Source organism: Phocaeicola massiliensis B84634 = Timone 84634 = DSM 17679 = JCM 13223, assembly GCF_000382445.1.
Classification (GTDB): Bacteria; Bacteroidota; Bacteroidia; order Bacteroidales; family Bacteroidaceae; genus Phocaeicola; species Phocaeicola massiliensis.
Genome location: NZ_KB905472.1, coordinates 2978899 through 2997495, shown reverse-complemented (window position 1 = coordinate 2997495; position 18597 = coordinate 2978899). Strand labels below are relative to the sequence as shown.

General features: G+C 39.2%; 11 protein-coding genes and 4 pseudogenes. 2 read left to right on the top strand and 13 right to left on the bottom strand.

Translation table 11 applies throughout. The annotated features are described in order from the left end of the window. Window positions 1-392: 392 nt before the first annotated feature. From HMPREF1534_RS0119105 to HMPREF1534_RS21245, 6 genes and pseudogenes are all read right to left on the bottom strand, one after another. Window positions 393-2253, bottom strand: a pseudogene (locus HMPREF1534_RS0119105) (alpha-L-fucosidase). Window positions 2254-2431: 178 nt separating this feature from the next. After that, complete coding sequence (locus tag HMPREF1534_RS06715; protein ID WP_005941723.1) at window positions 2432-4105, bottom strand: RagB/SusD family nutrient uptake outer membrane protein; 1674 nt, start codon at window positions 4103-4105, stop codon at window positions 2432-2434. A gap of 18 nt (window positions 4106-4123) precedes the next feature. Next, window positions 4124-7297 carry a SusC/RagA family TonB-linked outer membrane protein gene (locus HMPREF1534_RS06720; RefSeq protein ID WP_005941721.1) on the bottom strand — a complete coding sequence of 1058 codons (3174 nt, stop codon included), beginning with the start codon at window positions 7295-7297 and terminating at the stop codon, window positions 4124-4126. Window positions 7298-7765: 468 nt separating this feature from the next. Continuing rightward, window positions 7766-8431, bottom strand: a complete 666-nt coding sequence (locus HMPREF1534_RS06725) for a DUF4122 family protein (protein ID WP_005941719.1) — start codon at window positions 8429-8431, stop codon at window positions 7766-7768. Further along, a pseudogene (locus tag HMPREF1534_RS0119100) lies at window positions 8419-8867 on the bottom strand (DUF3408 domain-containing protein). Before HMPREF1534_RS0119100 ends, HMPREF1534_RS06725 begins: the two are co-directional and overlap by 13 nt. Window positions 8868-8875: 8 nt before the next feature. Next, window positions 8876-8968: pseudogene (locus HMPREF1534_RS21245) on the bottom strand (ParA family protein); the annotation flags it as partial. Window positions 8969-9083: 115 nt separating this feature from the next. Here HMPREF1534_RS21245 and HMPREF1534_RS06730 point away from each other — a divergent pair. Both HMPREF1534_RS06730 and HMPREF1534_RS06735 read left to right on the top strand, forming a co-directional pair. Then, window positions 9084-9377, top strand: coding sequence for a helix-turn-helix domain-containing protein (locus HMPREF1534_RS06730; RefSeq protein WP_005941710.1), 294 nt, complete (start codon window positions 9084-9086; stop codon window positions 9375-9377). Then, window positions 9374-9696 (top strand): annotated as a pseudogene (locus HMPREF1534_RS06735) (helix-turn-helix domain-containing protein). Before HMPREF1534_RS06730 ends, HMPREF1534_RS06735 begins: the two are co-directional and overlap by 4 nt. A 172-nt stretch (window positions 9697-9868) precedes the next feature. Here HMPREF1534_RS06735 and HMPREF1534_RS06740 read toward each other — a convergent pair. The 7 genes from HMPREF1534_RS06740 to HMPREF1534_RS06770 all read right to left on the bottom strand — a co-directional run bounded on the left by HMPREF1534_RS06740 (window position 9869) and on the right by HMPREF1534_RS06770 (window position 18368). After that, entirely contained in the window at window positions 9869-12556 is a 2688-nt protein-coding gene (locus tag HMPREF1534_RS06740; RefSeq protein WP_005941704.1) for a hypothetical protein, read from the bottom strand. A gap of 75 nt (window positions 12557-12631) precedes the next feature. Then, the gene (locus HMPREF1534_RS06745) at window positions 12632-13105 is read right to left on the bottom strand and encodes a helix-turn-helix domain-containing protein (protein WP_005941702.1); all 474 of its coding nucleotides are present in this window, start codon (window positions 13103-13105) and stop codon (window positions 12632-12634) included. A 463-nt stretch (window positions 13106-13568) separates the two neighbouring features. Continuing rightward, on the bottom strand, window positions 13569-13793 hold the full coding sequence (locus HMPREF1534_RS06755; RefSeq protein ID WP_258461894.1) for a hypothetical protein: 225 nt from the start codon (window positions 13791-13793) through the stop codon (window positions 13569-13571). A 184-nt stretch (window positions 13794-13977) separates the two neighbouring features. Beyond that, window positions 13978-14346, bottom strand: coding sequence for an IS66 family insertion sequence element accessory protein TnpA (tnpA, locus tag HMPREF1534_RS21015; protein WP_005941695.1), 369 nt, complete (start codon window positions 14344-14346; stop codon window positions 13978-13980). Window positions 14347-14463: 117 nt separating this feature from the next. Beyond that, window positions 14464-14598 (bottom strand): hypothetical protein, encoded by a 135-nt coding sequence (locus HMPREF1534_RS21010; protein ID WP_005941693.1) that lies wholly within the window; start codon window positions 14596-14598, stop codon window positions 14464-14466. A 33-nt stretch (window positions 14599-14631) separates the two neighbouring features. Continuing rightward, window positions 14632-15384: a hypothetical protein gene (locus HMPREF1534_RS06765; RefSeq protein WP_128081332.1), complete on the bottom strand. Its 753-nt coding sequence runs from the start codon at window positions 15382-15384 to the stop codon at window positions 14632-14634. Window positions 15385-15536: 152 nt separating this feature from the next. Further along, a complete protein-coding gene (locus HMPREF1534_RS06770) occupies window positions 15537-18368 on the bottom strand; it encodes an SIR2 family protein (protein ID WP_005941689.1) in 2832 nt (943 codons plus the stop codon). Window positions 18369-18597 lie beyond the last annotated feature (229 nt).

The window sequence follows — 18597 nt, the reverse complement described above, 5'->3', positions numbered from 1 at the left end:
ATACCCCTTTTCTTTATTTACTCAGCAGTTTTTTGCTTTCCCATACGTCCTAGCCTTTTAGGACTGTAGATAGGAATTTAGATCTTTTGCTTCCCAAGCGGCAGTTCGCTTCAATCGTTTGCTTTTCTTCGAGTGGAGCCTTGTTGTTTTTCCGGTCGTATAATCTTCTTTTTCTCGGAAACAAGAATAAGTTTATTTGGATAATCAATCTGAATAAGGTGCATTATTATTTTCACAAACCATAATACACCACTATAATAGAAAATTTCAATTATTATACATGTCTGGAAAAAAGTACAGTATTAAATATCATACAGAAAAAGCGGCAGTTAAATAATTCCACGTTCATAAATCGGTTAATGTTTGCCGTACTTTATAGCTTATTTGTGTGTTTATTTAAGCAGTACTCCCACTTCGCCAACAGCTGTTGCCGCCTTACTGTTTATTTCGGCAACAGGCTCCAGTTTGAAATAACGGGCCGGATAAGTCTTGCCGAAGCGTACAAAGTAAGGGACAGGGTTGTGCATGATATTGCTGAATTCACCTGTGGTATCGCATTTCGTCCATTCCTTCCCGTTCCGGCTGACATAAAAGTTATATTTATAAATGGTTCCGGTCAGATCTTCCTTTTGTGCAGGAGTATAACTGAAGCCGGATATTTCCACATCCTTACCCATGTCAACCACCAAAGAAGTCAGAGTATCGGTTTTCCATACGGTTTCCTGCTTGCCGTCAATAGCTGCTGTTGCATCCATGCCCACTGTTTTCCAATCATCTACCGGAATGTCGCTCAGGGATACTTTAATTGTATTGTCGATTAATGGTTCGGCATAGTATAAACCAATGTTGCTGATGTTGGCATCTCCACGGGCACCGGTGACAGTCACTCTGACCTTTTCCGCATGGCTGTCCGAGAAAGTAAGCAACCGTTTGTATCCCACTGTGGTTCCCTTGCCTGCATGATGCCATGCGCCATTGCTAAACACTTCCACCGTGAAACCTTCCACACGCTGGCCTTTTGTGATATCTTCTTGAATCAGAAAAGTATTGACCAGTGCATTCTTTCTGACTTTGTATTCTTTGGTATCGCCCACTTGGGCTGTCCATGCTGTTTTTCCCTTCTCAACTTTATTGTCGGCAAAGGTCTTCTTGATGTATTCAGCCAGCTCTTTGATACGTTTTACATCATTCTCGTGTATCAAGCCACGCTTGTCGGGTGGAATATTCAATAATAAAACAGAGTTGCAGCCTACGGAGTGATAATAGATGTTCACCAAATTGGCCAGTGAACGTACCTGTTTGTCCTGTTCGGCATGATAGAACCATCCCGGGCGGATAGATACATCCACTTCCGACGGATACCAAAACAAGTGCGATGCTTTAGACATTAATTCACGGCTTCCCAAATCCTTGGACATGGCATTTATGTCCAATCTCTTATAGATTTCATCAGAACCCGGATAAGAATTAGGCATCAAAGCTGTTGCACTCCATTCCGTGGCCCGTCCCGATACCACGTTCGTTGCCCACCCAGCGTACATCATCACCCATAATGGCTGTCACGGCTTTCGGTTGCAGTCGGCGGATGGTTTTCAAGATGGCATCCCAATCATAAATCTGCTTCTTGCCGTTGGGACCTTCTCCATTCGCACCGTCAAACCAAACTTCGTGCACTTCACCGTAATTGGTCAGAAGCTCGGTGAGCTGTTCGATAAAGAATTTATTGTATGCGGGAGAATCGCCATAACATTCGGCATTACGATCCCATGGAGACAGGTAAACACCAAACTTGATGCCGTACTTGTCGCAGGCGTCGTGCAACTCACGGACAACGTCTCCTTTGCCATTCTTCCACGGAGAATTGGCCACAGAATGTTTGGTTGTCTTAGTAGGCCAAAGGCAGAAACCATCATGGTGCTTGGCCGTAATAATCGCCATTTTGAAACCGCCTTCTTTCAGTGAGCGCACCCATTGTTCGCAATCCAGTTCGGTGGGATTGAAGACAGCAGGATCTTCTTTTCCGCTTCCCCATTCATTGCCGGTAAACGTATTGATACCAAAATGCAGGAAAGCGGTAAACTCCATTTGTTGCCATGCCAACTGTTGCGGAGTGGGCACCAGGCGGGAAGCCATATCCACTTTCTGTTCCAAAGTCGCCCCGACGGGGAAGGTCACTTGTTTCTCATAGTACTCCTGAGCTTGTGCACCTAAAAAGGCGCAAACCAAGGCTGCGGTTAAGATTATCTTTCTCATTGTTATAAAATATTTGATAGAATACTGACATACTTGAATTTATCTGTTTTGAGGGATTTTACTCATCAATGCCGTGACCGGGCTGACAAAATGAAGAGAGACCACCGGTACATATATTTGCCCATGGCGGTCTCTTTGTCAATCTAAATCACAGCTTGTAAATCCGTTGTCACTACATTTACCATCCCGGATTCTGTGGTAACAATTGCGGATTTCTCTGAAGTTCTCCAGTCGGAATCGGATAAAGGTACATCTTGTCTTCCCAAGTACGGCTTTTTCCTGCCTGATATGAAAGGTCGGGATTTGTGTAGTTGGGATATACAATGGCCAGATTACCGTCTGGTTTTCTTTTCCCCACATAAGTCAGTACATTATTGAGCACTTTACCGGCTTTCCAACGTTTCAGATCATTGAATCTGAAGCCTTCTCCTGCCAACTCAATGCAGCGTTCACGACGGATCTCTTGCAAAATAGGACTCAGACTGTATCCCCAGTCCGGCCATTTGGGATCGGTAAAGCCTACATTTACTGTCAGGTGAGGCATTCCAACACGGTCTCTTAATTGGTTGATAGTTCTATCCAAATCCGCATCGGTAATGGTATTCAATTCCGCTTTTGCTTCCGCATTGATCAGCAGGGTTTCTGCATAACGGTAAGCGATGCCATCGAAGGAGCTTTTCATATACAACGCCTGTGAGTATATGGGATTGAATCCTTTGATAGGTCTGTATCCTGTGAAACAGTGCTGGGTGATAAACTCATCTTCATTCACTACAAAAGTAGAGTCCTTCAGGTCATCTGTCACGTTTGTCGGAAAATCGTTGGTGAGGATCAGCTGTTTCAGACGGGGGTCACGGTTGGCCGTTTCCTTTCTCATTGTTTCATCGCCTAAATATTTATTACTAAGTGAAATGGGAAGACCGTCCGAACAAAGGAAGCTTTCTACAAAACTTTTGGAGAAACCGCATCCGGCCTCACGTCCTGCAGCGGCCATGTTGTGTTCACGTATGTCCGTCTTATAATCCACATAGAGGACGGCCTCTTTCAGGTCGCTTTTGTCGTCTATGCGGTACATATTGAAATAGTCTTCTTGTGGATGGCCCGTATTATAGATTTCATATCTTCCTGATGTGATAAGCTTGTCACTCTCAGTTGCAGCCATTTGCAACCACTTTTCTGCTTCTGAGGCATATTCCAATTCATTATGGTATTTATAATGGGTACCTTCATTCAGGCAGAAACGTGCCTTTACGTGTCTGGCTATGTTCTTATTCAGACGGTTGGCTTCTTCACTGCCTGCTTCCGGAAGCCATTGGATGGCGAAATCCAGGTCTTCGATGATTTTTTGGAACACTTGGTTTCTCTTCATCTTCGGACCGTACAGTTCCTCGCTGTCCACATTCAGGTCAACTTCCAGCCAGGGCACGTCTCCCAAAAGTTGAATCTTGTTGAAATATTCCAGTGCACGGAAGAAACGCATTTCGGCTACATAAATATTGACATCCGCTTCGGCAGCCTGCACACTCTGATAATGTGTCATGAAATAATTGATGTTTCGAATGTTCTGCCAGTTTGATTTTTGCCATACGCCACCTTCTGTAGGTACAACATATTGTCCCCATAGGAAAGAATTGATATTGTTAGGGACCTGGATGTCACTGTCCGTGTCATCCAGAACACTGACTCCTCCCGGTATCAGGCCATAAAAGGCATTGGCATAGGCTTTCAGGTCATTGACAGATACCCAAAAACTCTGGTCGTTCAAATTTTGCGGACCTCTTTCCAAAAAAGAGTCATTACAGCCTGTCAGAGACAGGGCAGCCGCCATATAAAGTATATATTTCAGTTTCATAAAAGTTTTGTGTTAAGATTAGAATACAACATTAAGTCCCAAAGCCAGCGATTTCTGCTGTGGATACTTGTATGGATCGTCCAGTTCCGGGTCAAATCCTTCCGGAGTATGCTTGAAGGTCAGCAGGTTCTCTCCGGTGAAATATACGCGGCATTTCTGTATTCCCCATTGTTTGGTCAGGGAAACAGGCAGGGTATATCCGAAAGACAATGATTTGAGACGCAGGTAGGATGCGTCAAGCAGATAGCGTGTCTGGTTTTGACCTAAAGCCTGGCTGCCATTGAAACGTGCCACTGGAAGCCATCCTCCTACATTGTCTTCACGCCAGTAATCATTTCCTACAGCTGTAGGAACCTGCCACATGCTTCCGTATTGCCATCTGAATGTATTGGGAAGCATCAGGTCACGTTTTCCGACACCCTGGAAGAATATTCCGAGGTCAAAACCTTTCCAGTCTGCCGAGATATTGAATCCGTAACGGTAACGCGCCTTGTTGTTACCGATAATCTTCATATCACCCGGATTATCAACTGTGTTCTCTCCATAATCTACGACACCGTTACCGTCAATATCCATAAATCTGATATCACCGGGAACCTTGCTGATTCCGCCATCCAGCTTGGATTGGTCAGGGGCCGAAGTTATCTCATCCGATGACTGGAACAGGGTGGATTCGTATCCCCAAATATCACCAACTATTTGTCCTTCATAATATGGGGAAGACAATGATTTGGTCGGGTTGTCATATTTGGTGATTTCTGCTTGGGTGTCAGAGAGATTGAATCCCACACTGTAATGTAGTCCGTTGTCCAGCTGGTCATTCCAGGTCAATGCCAGTTCCCAACCGCGTGTTACCATATCGGCGGCATTCTCCAAGGGCTCACTCATACCTAGGATATTAGGCAATATTCTACCCGGTCCCAACATATCGGTCGTTTTACGCTGATAATAGTCGAATGTACCCTTCAAACGGTTCTGCAGAATGACAAAGTCAAGTCCCAAGTCCCACTGGGTAACCTTTTCCCAGGTAACGGTATTGCTTACAAGACCACCGGGCAATACGTATTGGGGCTGTTTTCCCCCCATGATATATCCCAAGGTACCAGTTCCGTAATTGGACAGGTAAGCGTACCACCCATTGTCCAAAGCCTGGTTTGCCAGACTACCGTAAGAGGCTCTTATCTTCAATTCATCAAAAAAACCGTTAGTGGGTTGTTTAAACCAGCTTTCTTCCGATAATTTCCATCCCAGAGAGAAGGAAGGGCTAAATACGGAGCGGTCGTTTTTGGGAAATTTAGATGATAAGTCATAACGACCGTTCATTTCCAGCAAATAACGATCTGCAAAACTGTAGTTTATACGGAAGAAACCGCTTCTTGTGGCCCAACTGTCATCCGAATTGCCTACATATTTCTCTCCGGTAGCAGCGTCCATTGAGGGAAGGTCATTGGAGATAAGCTCATTGCGGCTTGCCGAAAAGCCACGGGTATGCTTGCTCTCCTGATTGTAACCGGCCATTATTTTGAAGTAATGTTTTCCCAAAGTAAGTTCATAATCACCGAACAGGTTGAAAGCGTTGTATGTGTCATTGGCCTGGCTTTCTGATACGCCGCTTGGTCTGGAGTGTTGGAAAACCTGTAAGAATTTGCCATCTATACCATATTCGTTGAATGTTTTTCTGTGTACCTTGTTATGTTCGGCATAATAGTTGAACGTATAGTCCATGTTGATTGTCAGTCCTTTTAATGGGGTAAGCTTCACGGCAAGGGTGTTCCAGAAGTCATTTTTTGTGGTCTTACGTGAACCCATTTCATCCAGAACTGCGGCAAAATTGGTGTAATTACCTTGACCCGCCCAATTTCCATCAGGATGTTTTACTGGCATAAGTGGTTGGGTATCATTGCCAATCCATGCTTCTCCGTGTACGGCATCCTGGGCAAGTCCGTCCAGCTCGGTACGGATGTAACTTGTCTTCATGGAGACGTGCAGCCAGTTATTGATGTCATAATTGATATTGTTTACCATATTGAACTTACGGAAGCCCTCATCCCCATAACGCATCAGTGATCCCTGGTCTATATAGCCCACCGAAGTATAATAAGTGGCCTTGTCACTACCGCCGTTGATGTTTACATTATATTTTTGGACAGGGTAACTTTTTTTGTACATCTCCTTCATCCAGTCCGTGTTTCCACAATAGGCATATTTACCGGCCTGGCAATTTCCATATTGCCAGCTACTTGGGTCTTTTGCCACAAAGACCGGAAGATTGTTGACCGGATCATAGAAATAAGCTTCTATATGTTCCATCTCCTCCTGGCTGAAAAGATCATGACCGCTGGTTGTATTGTTTGCAGCGTTCATCCAGTGCGCATATTCCATAGAGTTCATGTATTCCGGACGGGTTGTCGGGCTGTTGAATGAAACAGATGCATCGAATGACACTTGTGTAGGCATATTCTTGCGACCACTCTTGGTTGTGATAAGGATAACGCCATAAGCGGCACGAGCTCCATAGATAGAGGCAGAAGCTGCATCCTTTAATACTGATACGCTTGCCACATCTTGCGGATTGATCAGATTCGGATCCATCTGCACTCCGTCGACCAAAACCAGCGGGCTACCACCATTGATGGATGTTTCACCGCGGACATTGAAGCTTGAACCTTTTCCCGGCTGTCCGCTGGTGGTGATGTTCAAATTAGGAATTGTTCCTTGCAAACCTTGTCCTAAATTGACGATGGGACGGTCTGCCAGCACTTTGTCATCGACGGCAGAAACCGCACCGGTCAGATTGGCTTTCTTGACAGTCGCATAACCTACAACAACAACCTCATCCAGGGTCTTGCTGTCCTCTTTCAGCGCGATTTTTAAAGGTTTTCCCTCCCATACGATTTCAGAGTCTACATAACCAACATATGAAACGACAATGACATCACCTTTCTTGACATTTGGGATACTGAAATCTCCGTCCAGTCCTGTTATTGTTCCGTTTGTTGTTCCTTTGACAACGACAGACGCACCGATGACGGTCTCACCGTTCTGATCTACAACCACCCCCGTGCAAGTATTGTCTTGTTGTACAGAATACATTTCTACAGCCGCTGCATGGGGTACGGCCTGCACATATCCGGTAGAAAAGCCGGATAAAAGTAACATAGCGCTTACTAGCTTTAGTCGCTCTTTTTTCATAGCTTTAATATTAAAAATGTGTTTTATGACAATTCATCTGTGATTTTTATTTTGGCTTTAAGGAAAATTCCTAATTATAAAAAATTAAACCAATAAGTTAATAAATTCCCTCTTTTTTAAAGGTTCTTTTGTTTTTTTGGTGCAAATATATAAATACATTTTAAAATGCATTCAATGTTTATAAGATTTTTATTGAAAAAATATCGTTTACGCGAACGGTTAAGTTAATTCTTGCATTTATACCGGCGGGATGAAATTTATCTGGCAATAACCTGAATTATCATGACTTTGGAGGAGATAGGGGTAAGTTATTAAATATAACACATCCAGATTCTCCTGATAATTTAATAATAAAATGTCCTTTTTGTCAATGACATAATAATAAAATCAGTATTATTCATCCCCATCGCAGATATATTTTTCTATGGTGGGATGATTTTAAAGTATCCACTATTCTATTACTTCACTTTAAAGAAAATGCCTCCATTCGTAATCAACTGGATTTTCTTTTCTCTCTCTTTTCAAAGGCAACGCATTCCCCTCCTTATCCACATATTTCTCCATCAGTTCCTCAATCAGCTTCTTGTTCTCCACCTGGGAGGAGAACAGTTCAAACATGTCCGTTTCCCGGATGGAATGCAGTGTCATGGCCGCCCTGTATGATTTGTTCCCGTCCGAGCCAGCACCATTCAGGTTAAACAGCACGTCGCCTACATTGAGCAGGTCAGCAGGAGTAACCATCGGAGCAATGGCTTCCGTTTCGGAAGAGCGGCTGTCCAGTTCCTTCTGTTCTTCTTTCAGCATTCTCATCTCCTCCAAAGGCAGTTTGCATTCCACTTCATCTTCCGGAATATCCTTATCCGCTCCGATAAAATCACTTCCGGTTTCCAGTTGCTGGCTCATGTAAGGGGCGACGGTCTTCCCGGCATTCTCGTCCAGATAGACAAAGCGGGTAGCTCCCATCACATCCTGTGCATTTCCCGGTTCACCGTTGTCTTTTTCTGCTTGTGGCCGATTGCGGGGAGTATAAAGCAGATCACAGATTTTACCTATTCTCTCTTTTTGTTTCCATACCTTATATAACAGATAAGCGGTACAGCCGAACCGTATTGATAAATAAACTATTTCTTCCATTCTATTGGCTTTTGAGTTGCTTCTTGATTATATATTTCATTGATGATATGCTGATACCTTTCCAGATGGTCTGACAGTACACTCCCTAAAAACATGGGGACAGACATTTCCGGTGCAATGACCGGCAATACTTTGGCAACAGTCCTGTACAATGTATCGTTAATATAGGTCTGCCTTCTTGCTCCCGACAGTTTCACTTTCAGAAACCGGTTCCGGTATTCATCTGAATCAGCCGCTCCATCCGGTGTTTTTTTATTTGCTGTCTGGAAGAACCGCTTTTCTTCTCCTGTTTCTCCAGACAAGGTCTAGCCTGACTTTTTGTTTCCGGCTTCTCTTCCGGAGGAACCGTTCTTTCCAAAGCGGTCACATCTCCTGCCATCATGCGTTTCAATGCCTCCTCGTCCACTTGGTAATCCGTTCTTCTTTTGGTGGTCATAATTGTTTTTATTGAAGTTTCAGTATGGTTTCTATTTCCGCTGCTAGCAGGTCCAGACTGCTTCCTTTCATTGCGGAGGAAGATGGAGGGAACAAAGTGCTGCCCCAAACAGACCGGTTTCTGACATCTGATGACATCTGATGCCGTTTGATGACATCCTTTGGCCCACGACTTTTCCTTCCCGTATTTTCGTGCCGGACAAAAAAAGCAGAGTTTATGGAATTTGTATGTATCGAAGCTAAGGCATTCATGGAAATGAATGAGGCTTTGGAAGCCGTTGAAAAGCAAATGCGTGAAACATGCGGAGAAGGCATCTGTAGTATGGATGACTGGATTGACAACCAGGAAGCATGTATGCTTATGAATGTCTCACCCCGAAAGCTGTTGCAACTTCGGAGAAGCAGGATTATCCCTTACAGCCATATAGACCGCAAGGTATATTACAGGCGTCAGGATATTATATATTATTTGGAAAACAGTATTCACCATGTAACCCCCAAATCCTTATGACTCAATTCATGCTGACCAAAGAAAGCCCTGAGATTATACGTTTTTTCGGAACATAAGCACCCTGTCCAAAATGCTGGATGATCAGGAGCAAAACCTTCGTCCGGTCCTGAACGAAGAACGTTACATTATCGACAGCGAGTTGGCGGAGAAATTGAAGCTGACACGAAGGACGCTGGCTGATTACAGAATGAACGGCAGGCTGCCTTATTACAAAATAGGAGGCAGATTATTATATAAGGAAAAGGACACCATGTGTGAATTGAGTAGAGTTATTCACTACTTTAACCTGACAAAAGCAAGCATATATAACATTATTTGAAAGAGGTTAGAGTTAAAGCAAAGAAAAGCCACCAATAAAGATAAATAAATAAAGAATCCCCTACTTTCACAAGCGGGGGATTCAGCTATAAATTTAAAGTTTTTCTATTATCTAAGCATTTCTCTCACCAGAGAAACGACTTATTCAATTTTTATCCAACCATAGTGTGATATTATTCACCTACAGTAATCTTAACAGGAACAGGACTTGATTTAACACGACCCCAAATATCTTCTACTTTAATCTTGATAGTCGTTTCAACTGTGTGGTCAACTTGATAACCTTTCAGGATCAGACCACCTTCAACTGTTACTTCCTTGCCATCAATAGTTTTTGTTGTAGCAGCAGTAGCTAAACCACCATTACCAACTTCGAAGTACAACTTGTTACCTGTTTCACCAGTTACTTCTTTAATATCAGTACGAGACCATGCTGCTTTACTATTGTCTTTTTCATTAATTATATCCGGCATAACCTTGTAAGATACCTCAGTATTATAAGTGTAACCGATAATAACATCATTACCGAACTTATAACCGTCCAAATCAGAAGCCTTGATTGTTACTACATTACCTTCTTTCGGAACAATCTTACCTTTTTCAATCGGACTCATTACTTTCACCTGGAAGTTGAATACTGCATCAGAAGGATATGTCCAAGCGTTGTCGAACTTACCATCAATAGTCAGTTTCAAAACTTGATCGTAACCTGGTTCTTGTCCCAATGTACCTGTCAAAGCCAAGTAAGCTAACTGATTAGGTTCAACCGGAACCTCATCATAACCCGCTACGTTCAAATCAGCTAATTGTGAAGATACCTTATCTGTAGAGCCAATTTTGTCTGTAGTATTCAGCTTAACAGTAAATCCGTTGGTATCATATTTAGAGAAGATTCTGCTTAGCTTGAATGTAGCAGTAGTAGATGTTGTTGTACCAGCAATATATTTATCAGAATCATCTTCATATAAGTAGCAGTTAGCCACATTATCCTGAACGAATCCCGGATCAATAGCGAACAACTCAGTGATAGCAGGCAGAGTGAATGTGAACGGAACCTTGATAGAATTCAGTTTCTCACCACCTGTCAAAGCATCATAGAATGTGATAACAGCTGTATACTGCTCGCCAATTCTAAACGGTGATGTTTCTTTATTACCAGCCTTCTTATTGTTAACAGCAAAAATCATATTCTTAGCAGTCTTACCTACACGTACGGCTTTATCGTTGTTACCCTTCATGTTATCTTTCAACTCAGACACGAAAGTTTCTACTATTTGATCAGTTTCAGTCAAAGGTGTACCGTCAGCTTTGAGGTAAGTAACTTCATGTCTCTTCACCTTAGTATTCCACAAAGCCAGACCTTCAGTACCCAGAGCATCCTTCATCTTAGTCAAATCAATCTGGAAGAAGTTCTTATCCTTAGAAAGATCAGTAGTGCTATTCTTGCTCAGCTGATGAGTGATAGGATCATAAACTACTTCATTAGAAATAGTACTTGCTTGACCAAACCATACATTAGCTGTTTCATGTGCCCCCTCATTACTAACAGTTTCTAAAGTTAATTTGAAACCTGCTTTTGTAATATTATCAGGAGTTTTAGTCAATCTAAATTTATATGTACCAACAGTCTCTTCAATTTCAATGCCAAATAAAGTTTTGGCATCATCATCAACAGAAAGGTGCATATCATATAAAGCACCAGCATTTTTTCCGTTTACAAAATACCATTCATTAGTATTAATCTTAGCAGCCAGATGTTCTGATGAACCGCAGGTTTGATTAATGCCAACAAATTTCTGACCATTAATTTCTATAAGATTACCTGAAGCATCTTTGATTTCAAGTTGAGTTAAATTAATTTTTTCTTGCGATTCTTGTACTTTTAACTGATATTCAGAGCGGATATTACCAATAGTTACAGCGTATAACTTATAGTTATCCCCATCTTTGAACTGGTTAATAAATTTTTCAACATCATCCATTGAAATAAAAGCTTCATTCATTGATAAAGTATACAACCCATTTGGATTTGCTGTTCTTTCTACAACAAGCTCTTTATAATCAGTAGCTTTTAAGGCAATATGGTTGGGAATATTATTTTTACTATCAACTAATGAGTATGTTAACTCCTTACCATCAACACCAGTCGGATTAATTTGTACAACAGGGGTTTCAACAGAAGAAACAAGATTTATTTGTTTACCCTTCTCAGCTGGTAAAGTACGTGGCCCTTTCCATTCTTTTATTACAACTTCCCCTGTATATGTAAACTTCTTAAAGTCTAAATTTTGTTTGTTATCAATCAAAATTAAATCGCTAACTATTGAGGTAGCAGTAGGAACTTTCACTTCCTGTTTGTTACCGTCTTTATCAAAGATAGTCAGTGTAAATCCATCAGCTTCGCTACCTACAACGCTAACGCCGGAAACGGGAACGCCTGTAGATTTGTAGGTTCCGTCTTCCTGCAATACAGCCCATACACCATCCTGCATTATGATAGACGGTTTCGTTTCACTTGTGGCAACCTTCAGTTCTTGAGGTTCATCGTTGATATATAAAATACCATCTACAACCTTCACAACATCTCCATTGCCTTTTTCATCATCCAAAGTGATAGTTACAGGATCACCCTGATTGAATGTAAAGGTAATGCCATGTCCGTCAGCTGTTTTTGCAACTGAAGTAACATACTTACCGCTACCAACGAGATCCTGCAAAGCCTTGATTGCATCAGCATTTGCAGTAATTTGTCCTTGCAGATTATCGATATCATCGTCATAATCTTTACAAGATACAAATGTTCCTGTTGACGAAACCATTAAAGCTCCGAACAGGATTGCACTTAAAAATTTTTTGTTCATAATGAATTTAAATTTATAAATTTAAAAAAAATAAAAATTGGTTGTTCATATTTGGTTTTAAAGGACTTAATTATCTTACATTTCATTTTTCCATTTGTATGTCATATAACGTTTCGGCGTATATCCCGACTGTCTGCCAAAAGCGGCATAGAAAGTACTTTTGGATGTAAAGCCGCTTCGTTGGGGAAGTTCCTTCAACGGACAGTTTCCTGCACGTAAGAGTTCTTTGGCATATTCTATCCTGTAGCTGTTCACTAATTTCTTCAGACAGCATCCGAAATACCTGTTTATCACATTCGACAGATAGGTCTGGTTTGTCTCAATCATCATACTCAATTTCTTCAGGGACAGTTTCGGGTCAAGAAAAACCTGTTTTATCTCCAAGAAGTAAAGAAGGGACTTGTAAATATCCAAATCCACCTTTCTTGTCTCAATTCCGCCTGCAACAAACTCTTTCCGCCACTGTTTTTCAGCAGCATCAAAAAGCAAGTCCTTCTGTCTTTGCGAAACAAAAGAGGCTTTTTTACGTTTCAGAAATAGATATTCCATAATATTTCCCCTGTTCCAACTTTATTCAAGTACGGTTAAACTCTTAATTTTGCTGCAAATATACATACTTTATTGAAAACTCATCTATTTTTCTCATAAAAAAATTTAGTTTCTCGTAAAAAAGTGGCTTTTTCAGTATTTTTCAGGCAATTATATAAAGTATGGATGGGGGGAATATACATTAATTATATGAAGCTGATGAATGCTGTTTATAAGTTTCATTCCTATTTGCCATGGAACATAAAACAGCACGGGTATGGTATTATTATGGTTAAGGAAATATTTTGTGAGTGTGTTTTGCTGATATTTATTGGCTATGTACAGTTTAACCTTTATCTTTGCTGGTAATTCACCCTAAAAGGTTGGTTCGGATTGTTTGGCTTATGACTTATCTTCTCGATTTGTGATAAATATAGTTTCAAGACCGGTCGGATTCTTTTAATTTTTCCAGCATGTTTTTTTATTATCCCAGAAAACACAGTATATTATTCAGGGTATTATCGTCCAGCTCTTCCAGGGCAACCAAAGCAGTACCGTTTGTTGCATATAAAACTCCGCTTCCGCCAAGAAATACATGGGTTATCGGATATGTATTGCCTTTTCTGTCTGCTATATACATATCTATACTCCTGTCATTCTCCTTTAGGCAGAGCCCCATGATACTATCCAAAACCATTCTTTTATCCATAACCTTCCGATATTTCATCCAAAAATACAAACTTATTATTTGAATAAGCAATGTTTGATGCAGTTTATCGGATTATGGCTGTGAAGTTATGACCGATAAACCGATGTTGAATGAGTAACCTTTTTTATTGTAACCTCTTAGACACGGAATTGTTTTGAACGAAATGAAATCATTCTCCAAATCGTTAAAACACTATTCCTGCCGGTTCAAATTCTAATATCTGAATTAAAACCAAACATATTTTTATGTTTACATATTTTATCAACAGAATATTAGGTGCCGAACCAAGACTTTCGGTTTCTAATCGCTTGGAAGATGCTGTGCCGGACGGGAGATTTCCCCTGCGATACAGGCCCAATGGAATGAATGTATCATCGGGAACTCTATCCGGATGGCTGGTGTAAGTACGGCTCAGGCCGAATTTCTTCTTCCAATAATGGAAGCAGGATGATGAATAGGTCTCATTCTCACAGAAATCTTTTATGGTCAAACCACTGGCTTGTTGCCTTTCATAAACTGACAGGAACTCTTCTTTACTCATTATTCGTTTCATGGTCTTTTTGTTGGCAAAGTAACGGAAGAGTGGATGGCTTTACAATGTGTACTTTATAAAATGCGTGCTGTCACTTCTTGCCCGATTATCTTTAGCGACTTTGGTGCTACACCAAAATTAACTAACTTCTTTCTGTATTAAGGAATGGACACTTCGAGTGATTTCCTCTTTTAACTCGTCAGTAGTTTTCTTCAGCTCCAAAGTCTGTGATTCGTCAGAGGCTATCAGTTTCTTTATATCGTCAATTGTCATTGATAAAATCTTTTATTATAATAAGGATGATTATTAATGATTTATAAATCTAGGTTTATATGATTGCCAAAAGACATTAATGCCACCCCATTTTTTGAACACACTATAAATCTTAATTAGTCCACTTTCAAAATCCTCCTTTTTAGCAAAGGGTAAATTCCAGTTTTGTTTACCATTAAAATATGGTTCATAAGCAATTAGGATAAACTCAAGTAAAGACTTGAATATATCTTGTGGAATATATTCGGAATATGAATTAACTATCCAAGAGAAATGATTCATACAACTGTTGAGATGTTGAGATTTCATTAAAACAAGTTTGTTTGCCAATAATATATATTCTCCCTGGTATTTAGGAAAACGAATTTCCGGTTTTATATCAACAAGCATTGATATAGCATCACTTGTCTCATCTCTTATAAGTAAATCATATATGCTGTGACATACATTTGACGCAACGGATACTCTTAATGAAATTATTTCGTTATAGATTTCATCATATTCTTTGGGAGAGATTGCTTTAAAAGTATTGCTTTCAATAAATGATTTCATTTCATCTAATAATGTAGCAAAATGATTTATGAAGAAGGTGGATTCCTCCTCTCTCTGATTATTACATACCTCTTTTATTTGATATAGTGATACTTTCATTTTTTCCCAAAGTACCTCCATTTCGGTTGCAGTAAAATCTATTTGGTTTGAAATACCTGTAATATCAATAAATGAATATCCTATAGTCATCCCCTTCTTCTCAATACCATTACGCCACAAAAATGGTGATTTCAAAACTATTCGTTTAATCACTGATACTAAATTCGAATCTTGTTTGATATAATGAGGTATAGCTTGTATTAAAGTACAGTCGGATTTTATCAAGGATTCTGGAAGCCTTTCCAAGCATTGTTGCACAGTCTGAGTATCAAGTAAAGTTATAAGGTTTATATTACATAGATATGTGCAGGGATATTCCCGTTTTGACATAACCAAAGCAAATCCTGATAAATGTCTTGATAATATTTTGAAGCCACAAAGTCTTCGTTAGTAAGAGATTTTAAGGCTTTTGTTATTAGTAGATTTTTCCAATTATCAATACTTTCATGAGTATGAAGGATTTCGGAAATAACTCTAAGTTTAAAATCTTTGTCAGATGTCCAGGTCAATCCGAATGTCACTAATTCATAAAAATTCTCATGTGAATAATTTAAATCATCATACTTCCTTGTCCCATTTTCTGCATAAGGTTGTAGTTTATCAAAGAACTTCGTGAAATCACTATTCCAAAATTTGGCATCCAAACCGATTAATAGTATTGAAAGAGATTTCATTATAGGAGTCCGATAGAAATTAGGGCATTCAGATTGTCCTAACGATGCAAATAATGATTTTACAATATTAGGAAGATAGGGAGTCAAACGGTCACAATATAATATCTTTTGACTAACAGACTTAGTGAGTTTCTCATCATTGTACTGAAGACTATAAAATAGACATGGATAGGGATAGTCCTGATAGAGATTATCACAAACAATGTTCCATTTTTCTGTAGAGAATAATATTATATTACTGATATGCAAAGGTCGGCACAATTCAAAAAGAATACTTAATACTTTAAATGAATTGATAAACTTTGAATTGTCACTGTCAAAATCGAAAGACCGTGATTTATTGCCAAATGGAATTGTTTTATTGTTTTCTTTAATGGATTCTATTAATCTATTTAAAATATAGTCTGCATTTTTTATATATGGGCAATCTGTTTGTATTTGACTAACCTCATCAGAGAAGTCTATTGCATTATTCATGCTGCCATCCTGTCCGAAGGTATAATTTCGGCTAATTAGAGGTAATAATTCTAGTGCATTGAGATAATCTTGAATAGAATAATATAAATCTTGATTAGTCAATGGACGAATATCCTCAAATACATCTTCAGAGAAAAGGGCTTTGAACATCTGTTTTCTCACTTCATCAATCGGATTATCCTTTAAGGGTTTCCATGAATCGACAAGATATTTTGCACTTTTGAAATCAAAATTATATAAGTATTTCCAAATCTGAATAAATGGACTTATATGGTCATTCGTATCTGAAAACTTTTGATTTGTTAGAGCTTGTTCCTTATGTAACAAACATTTTAAATCTGACTGTAGTGAATTTTTACAAGTTTCTATCAGCTGATTATATATCTCATCGTCAAAATAATGACAAGGTAATAAAAGTTCTTCTCTGAGGGCTGAGAAAGCTAACATTAATTCAAGTTCAGACGCTGCATTCCATTTCCTTCGGAATCGACTCTGCAACCTCTGCAAAATATGGTTCCTGTTGTGATGATCCGAATTGGATTGCAACGGAATTCTGTTTACATTTGCAGAACAATAAATGAATTTAATATCCTCACTTATTTTGGTGATATTCCAATCTTTTTTGGAGTATTGAATATCACTTATATATTTATTTATGCTATGCCATGTTTTCTTAATTTTAGGATAATATAAAGATGTCGGCAAAAGTTGTTTTAGAAACTGTATAATTCTTACTTTGTGACAATCACCTTCAAATAGACTGAATAGCTCGACACATTCAATATAATGATTTTTTAATAATAATCTCTTTTCTTCAGATAGAGGTTTATCAGCGGAATGTATGTAGAAAAATCTTGCTGAGTTCTTTTGAGATAACTCTTTCCTGATTTCTATATTCTTATCTACAACTTCTTTTACCCAAGACATCCATGATAGGAAATTTGGGTCATCACATGAAAAACCAATAATACAAAAAGCTCCTTTTAATAGTGATATTTTCATGTAATTAACAAACGGTTCATGTTTTATGGGATACTCTTTATAATCCTCTGATGTAATAATGTAATTACAATGGCGGTCTCCATCAAAACCATATGGGGCACTTTTATCTAATCTAATAGAACCATGCAGTTTAAATATGCTTCTTTTCCCATCCGTAAGAGATAACATCTCAGATGATGAGATAAGTTGATAAACAGATTCACGATGTTTCTGTAGCAATAATATCTGTGCTTTAATGCGAGCTATTTCATTTTGAACAATGTGGCAGTTATCCTTTATGTGTGAGATATTATCTGTAAACAAGTTGAGTTCGGGATAATTACAATTAAGCGTCTTAATAAAATGATTGTAATCCCCGTTGTCGTTCTGAATTGCAGTTGGTAAATTTACCTTTACTGCCTTCATATTGTCTTCTATTGAAATATATAAATATCCACTTAATTTTTCTTCATTGAGTTCAAGAAACTCTAATTTGTTTTGGAGGTTTCTTATTTCAGATAAGAGCTTTTGAGCTTTTCCGGTATTGCCAATAATATCAAGACAGTTATCATAATTAAATGTATAAATATGCTTTACATCAAGATTGAACAATAGCCTATGGCAAGTGACATCCGCACTTTCTATAAATTCATTATTAAGAGTTACGATATACTCTGGTTCATCCGAATTTTCTTTAATTGAAATGGTAGGGGTATGTTGCTCTATATAGACATCAATAGCCTCATGAAATCCCTTCCTTCGTACATATTCTTGAGCTATTCCAAGATACCCGATTTCTTCAATTTTATGCTTAATTTCTTTTTCATCGTCTATATGATACATTTCTGTGATGATCGGCTTAAGAAGATCACCCCAATCGAAAAATTTATTAGACATGTTTTTACTGAATCCTGCCCCAATAATAAAAGACAGGCTCTTGTTGTTTAGTAAATGTTTGATACGAATTATCTGTTGTTCTGTTTGCATACTTTTTCATTTCTCTTTTTAGCGGTGTGCCATAAATAGACTGCACTCTTATCACATAACTTATTTCAAATATTTATTAAGAATAGCTTGCTTGCGTTTGGTTGGGGTGTGTCAAAACGTGGATAATGCTGTCGTTTAGTTCGTAGGGGCGAAGTTCGTTCGCCCGAAAACAGCTTGCTTTGTGTCTTCGGGCAGGTAAATCCTGCCCTACAGCTGACAATTGGATAGG

Excerpts from the sequence above, each read along its gene's own strand:
- HMPREF1534_RS06740 (WP_005941704.1), bottom strand. The coding sequence starts at position 12,556 with ATGAACAAAAAATTTTTAAGTGCAATCCTGTTCGGAGCTTTAATGGTT.
- HMPREF1534_RS06720 (WP_005941721.1), bottom strand. The coding sequence starts at position 7,297 with ATGAAAAAAGAGCGACTAAAGCTAGTAAGCGCTATGTTACTTTTATCC.
- HMPREF1534_RS06770 (WP_005941689.1), bottom strand. The coding sequence starts at position 18,368 with ATGCAAACAGAACAACAGATAATTCGTATCAAACATTTACTAAACAAC.
- HMPREF1534_RS06715 (WP_005941723.1), bottom strand. The coding sequence starts at position 4,105 with ATGAAACTGAAATATATACTTTATATGGCGGCTGCCCTGTCTCTGACA.
- tnpA (WP_005941695.1), bottom strand. The coding sequence starts at position 14,346 with ATGAAACGAATAATGAGTAAAGAAGAGTTCCTGTCAGTTTATGAAAGG.
- HMPREF1534_RS06755 (WP_258461894.1), bottom strand. The coding sequence starts at position 13,793 with ATGGATAAAAGAATGGTTTTGGATAGTATCATGGGGCTCTGCCTAAAG.
- HMPREF1534_RS06725 (WP_005941719.1), bottom strand. The coding sequence starts at position 8,431 with ATGGAAGAAATAGTTTATTTATCAATACGGTTCGGCTGTACCGCTTAT.
- HMPREF1534_RS06730 (WP_005941710.1), top strand. The coding sequence starts at position 9,084 with ATGGAATTTGTATGTATCGAAGCTAAGGCATTCATGGAAATGAATGAG.
- HMPREF1534_RS21010 (WP_005941693.1), bottom strand. The coding sequence starts at position 14,598 with ATGACAATTGACGATATAAAGAAACTGATAGCCTCTGACGAATCACAG.
- HMPREF1534_RS06745 (WP_005941702.1), bottom strand. The coding sequence starts at position 13,105 with ATGGAATATCTATTTCTGAAACGTAAAAAAGCCTCTTTTGTTTCGCAA.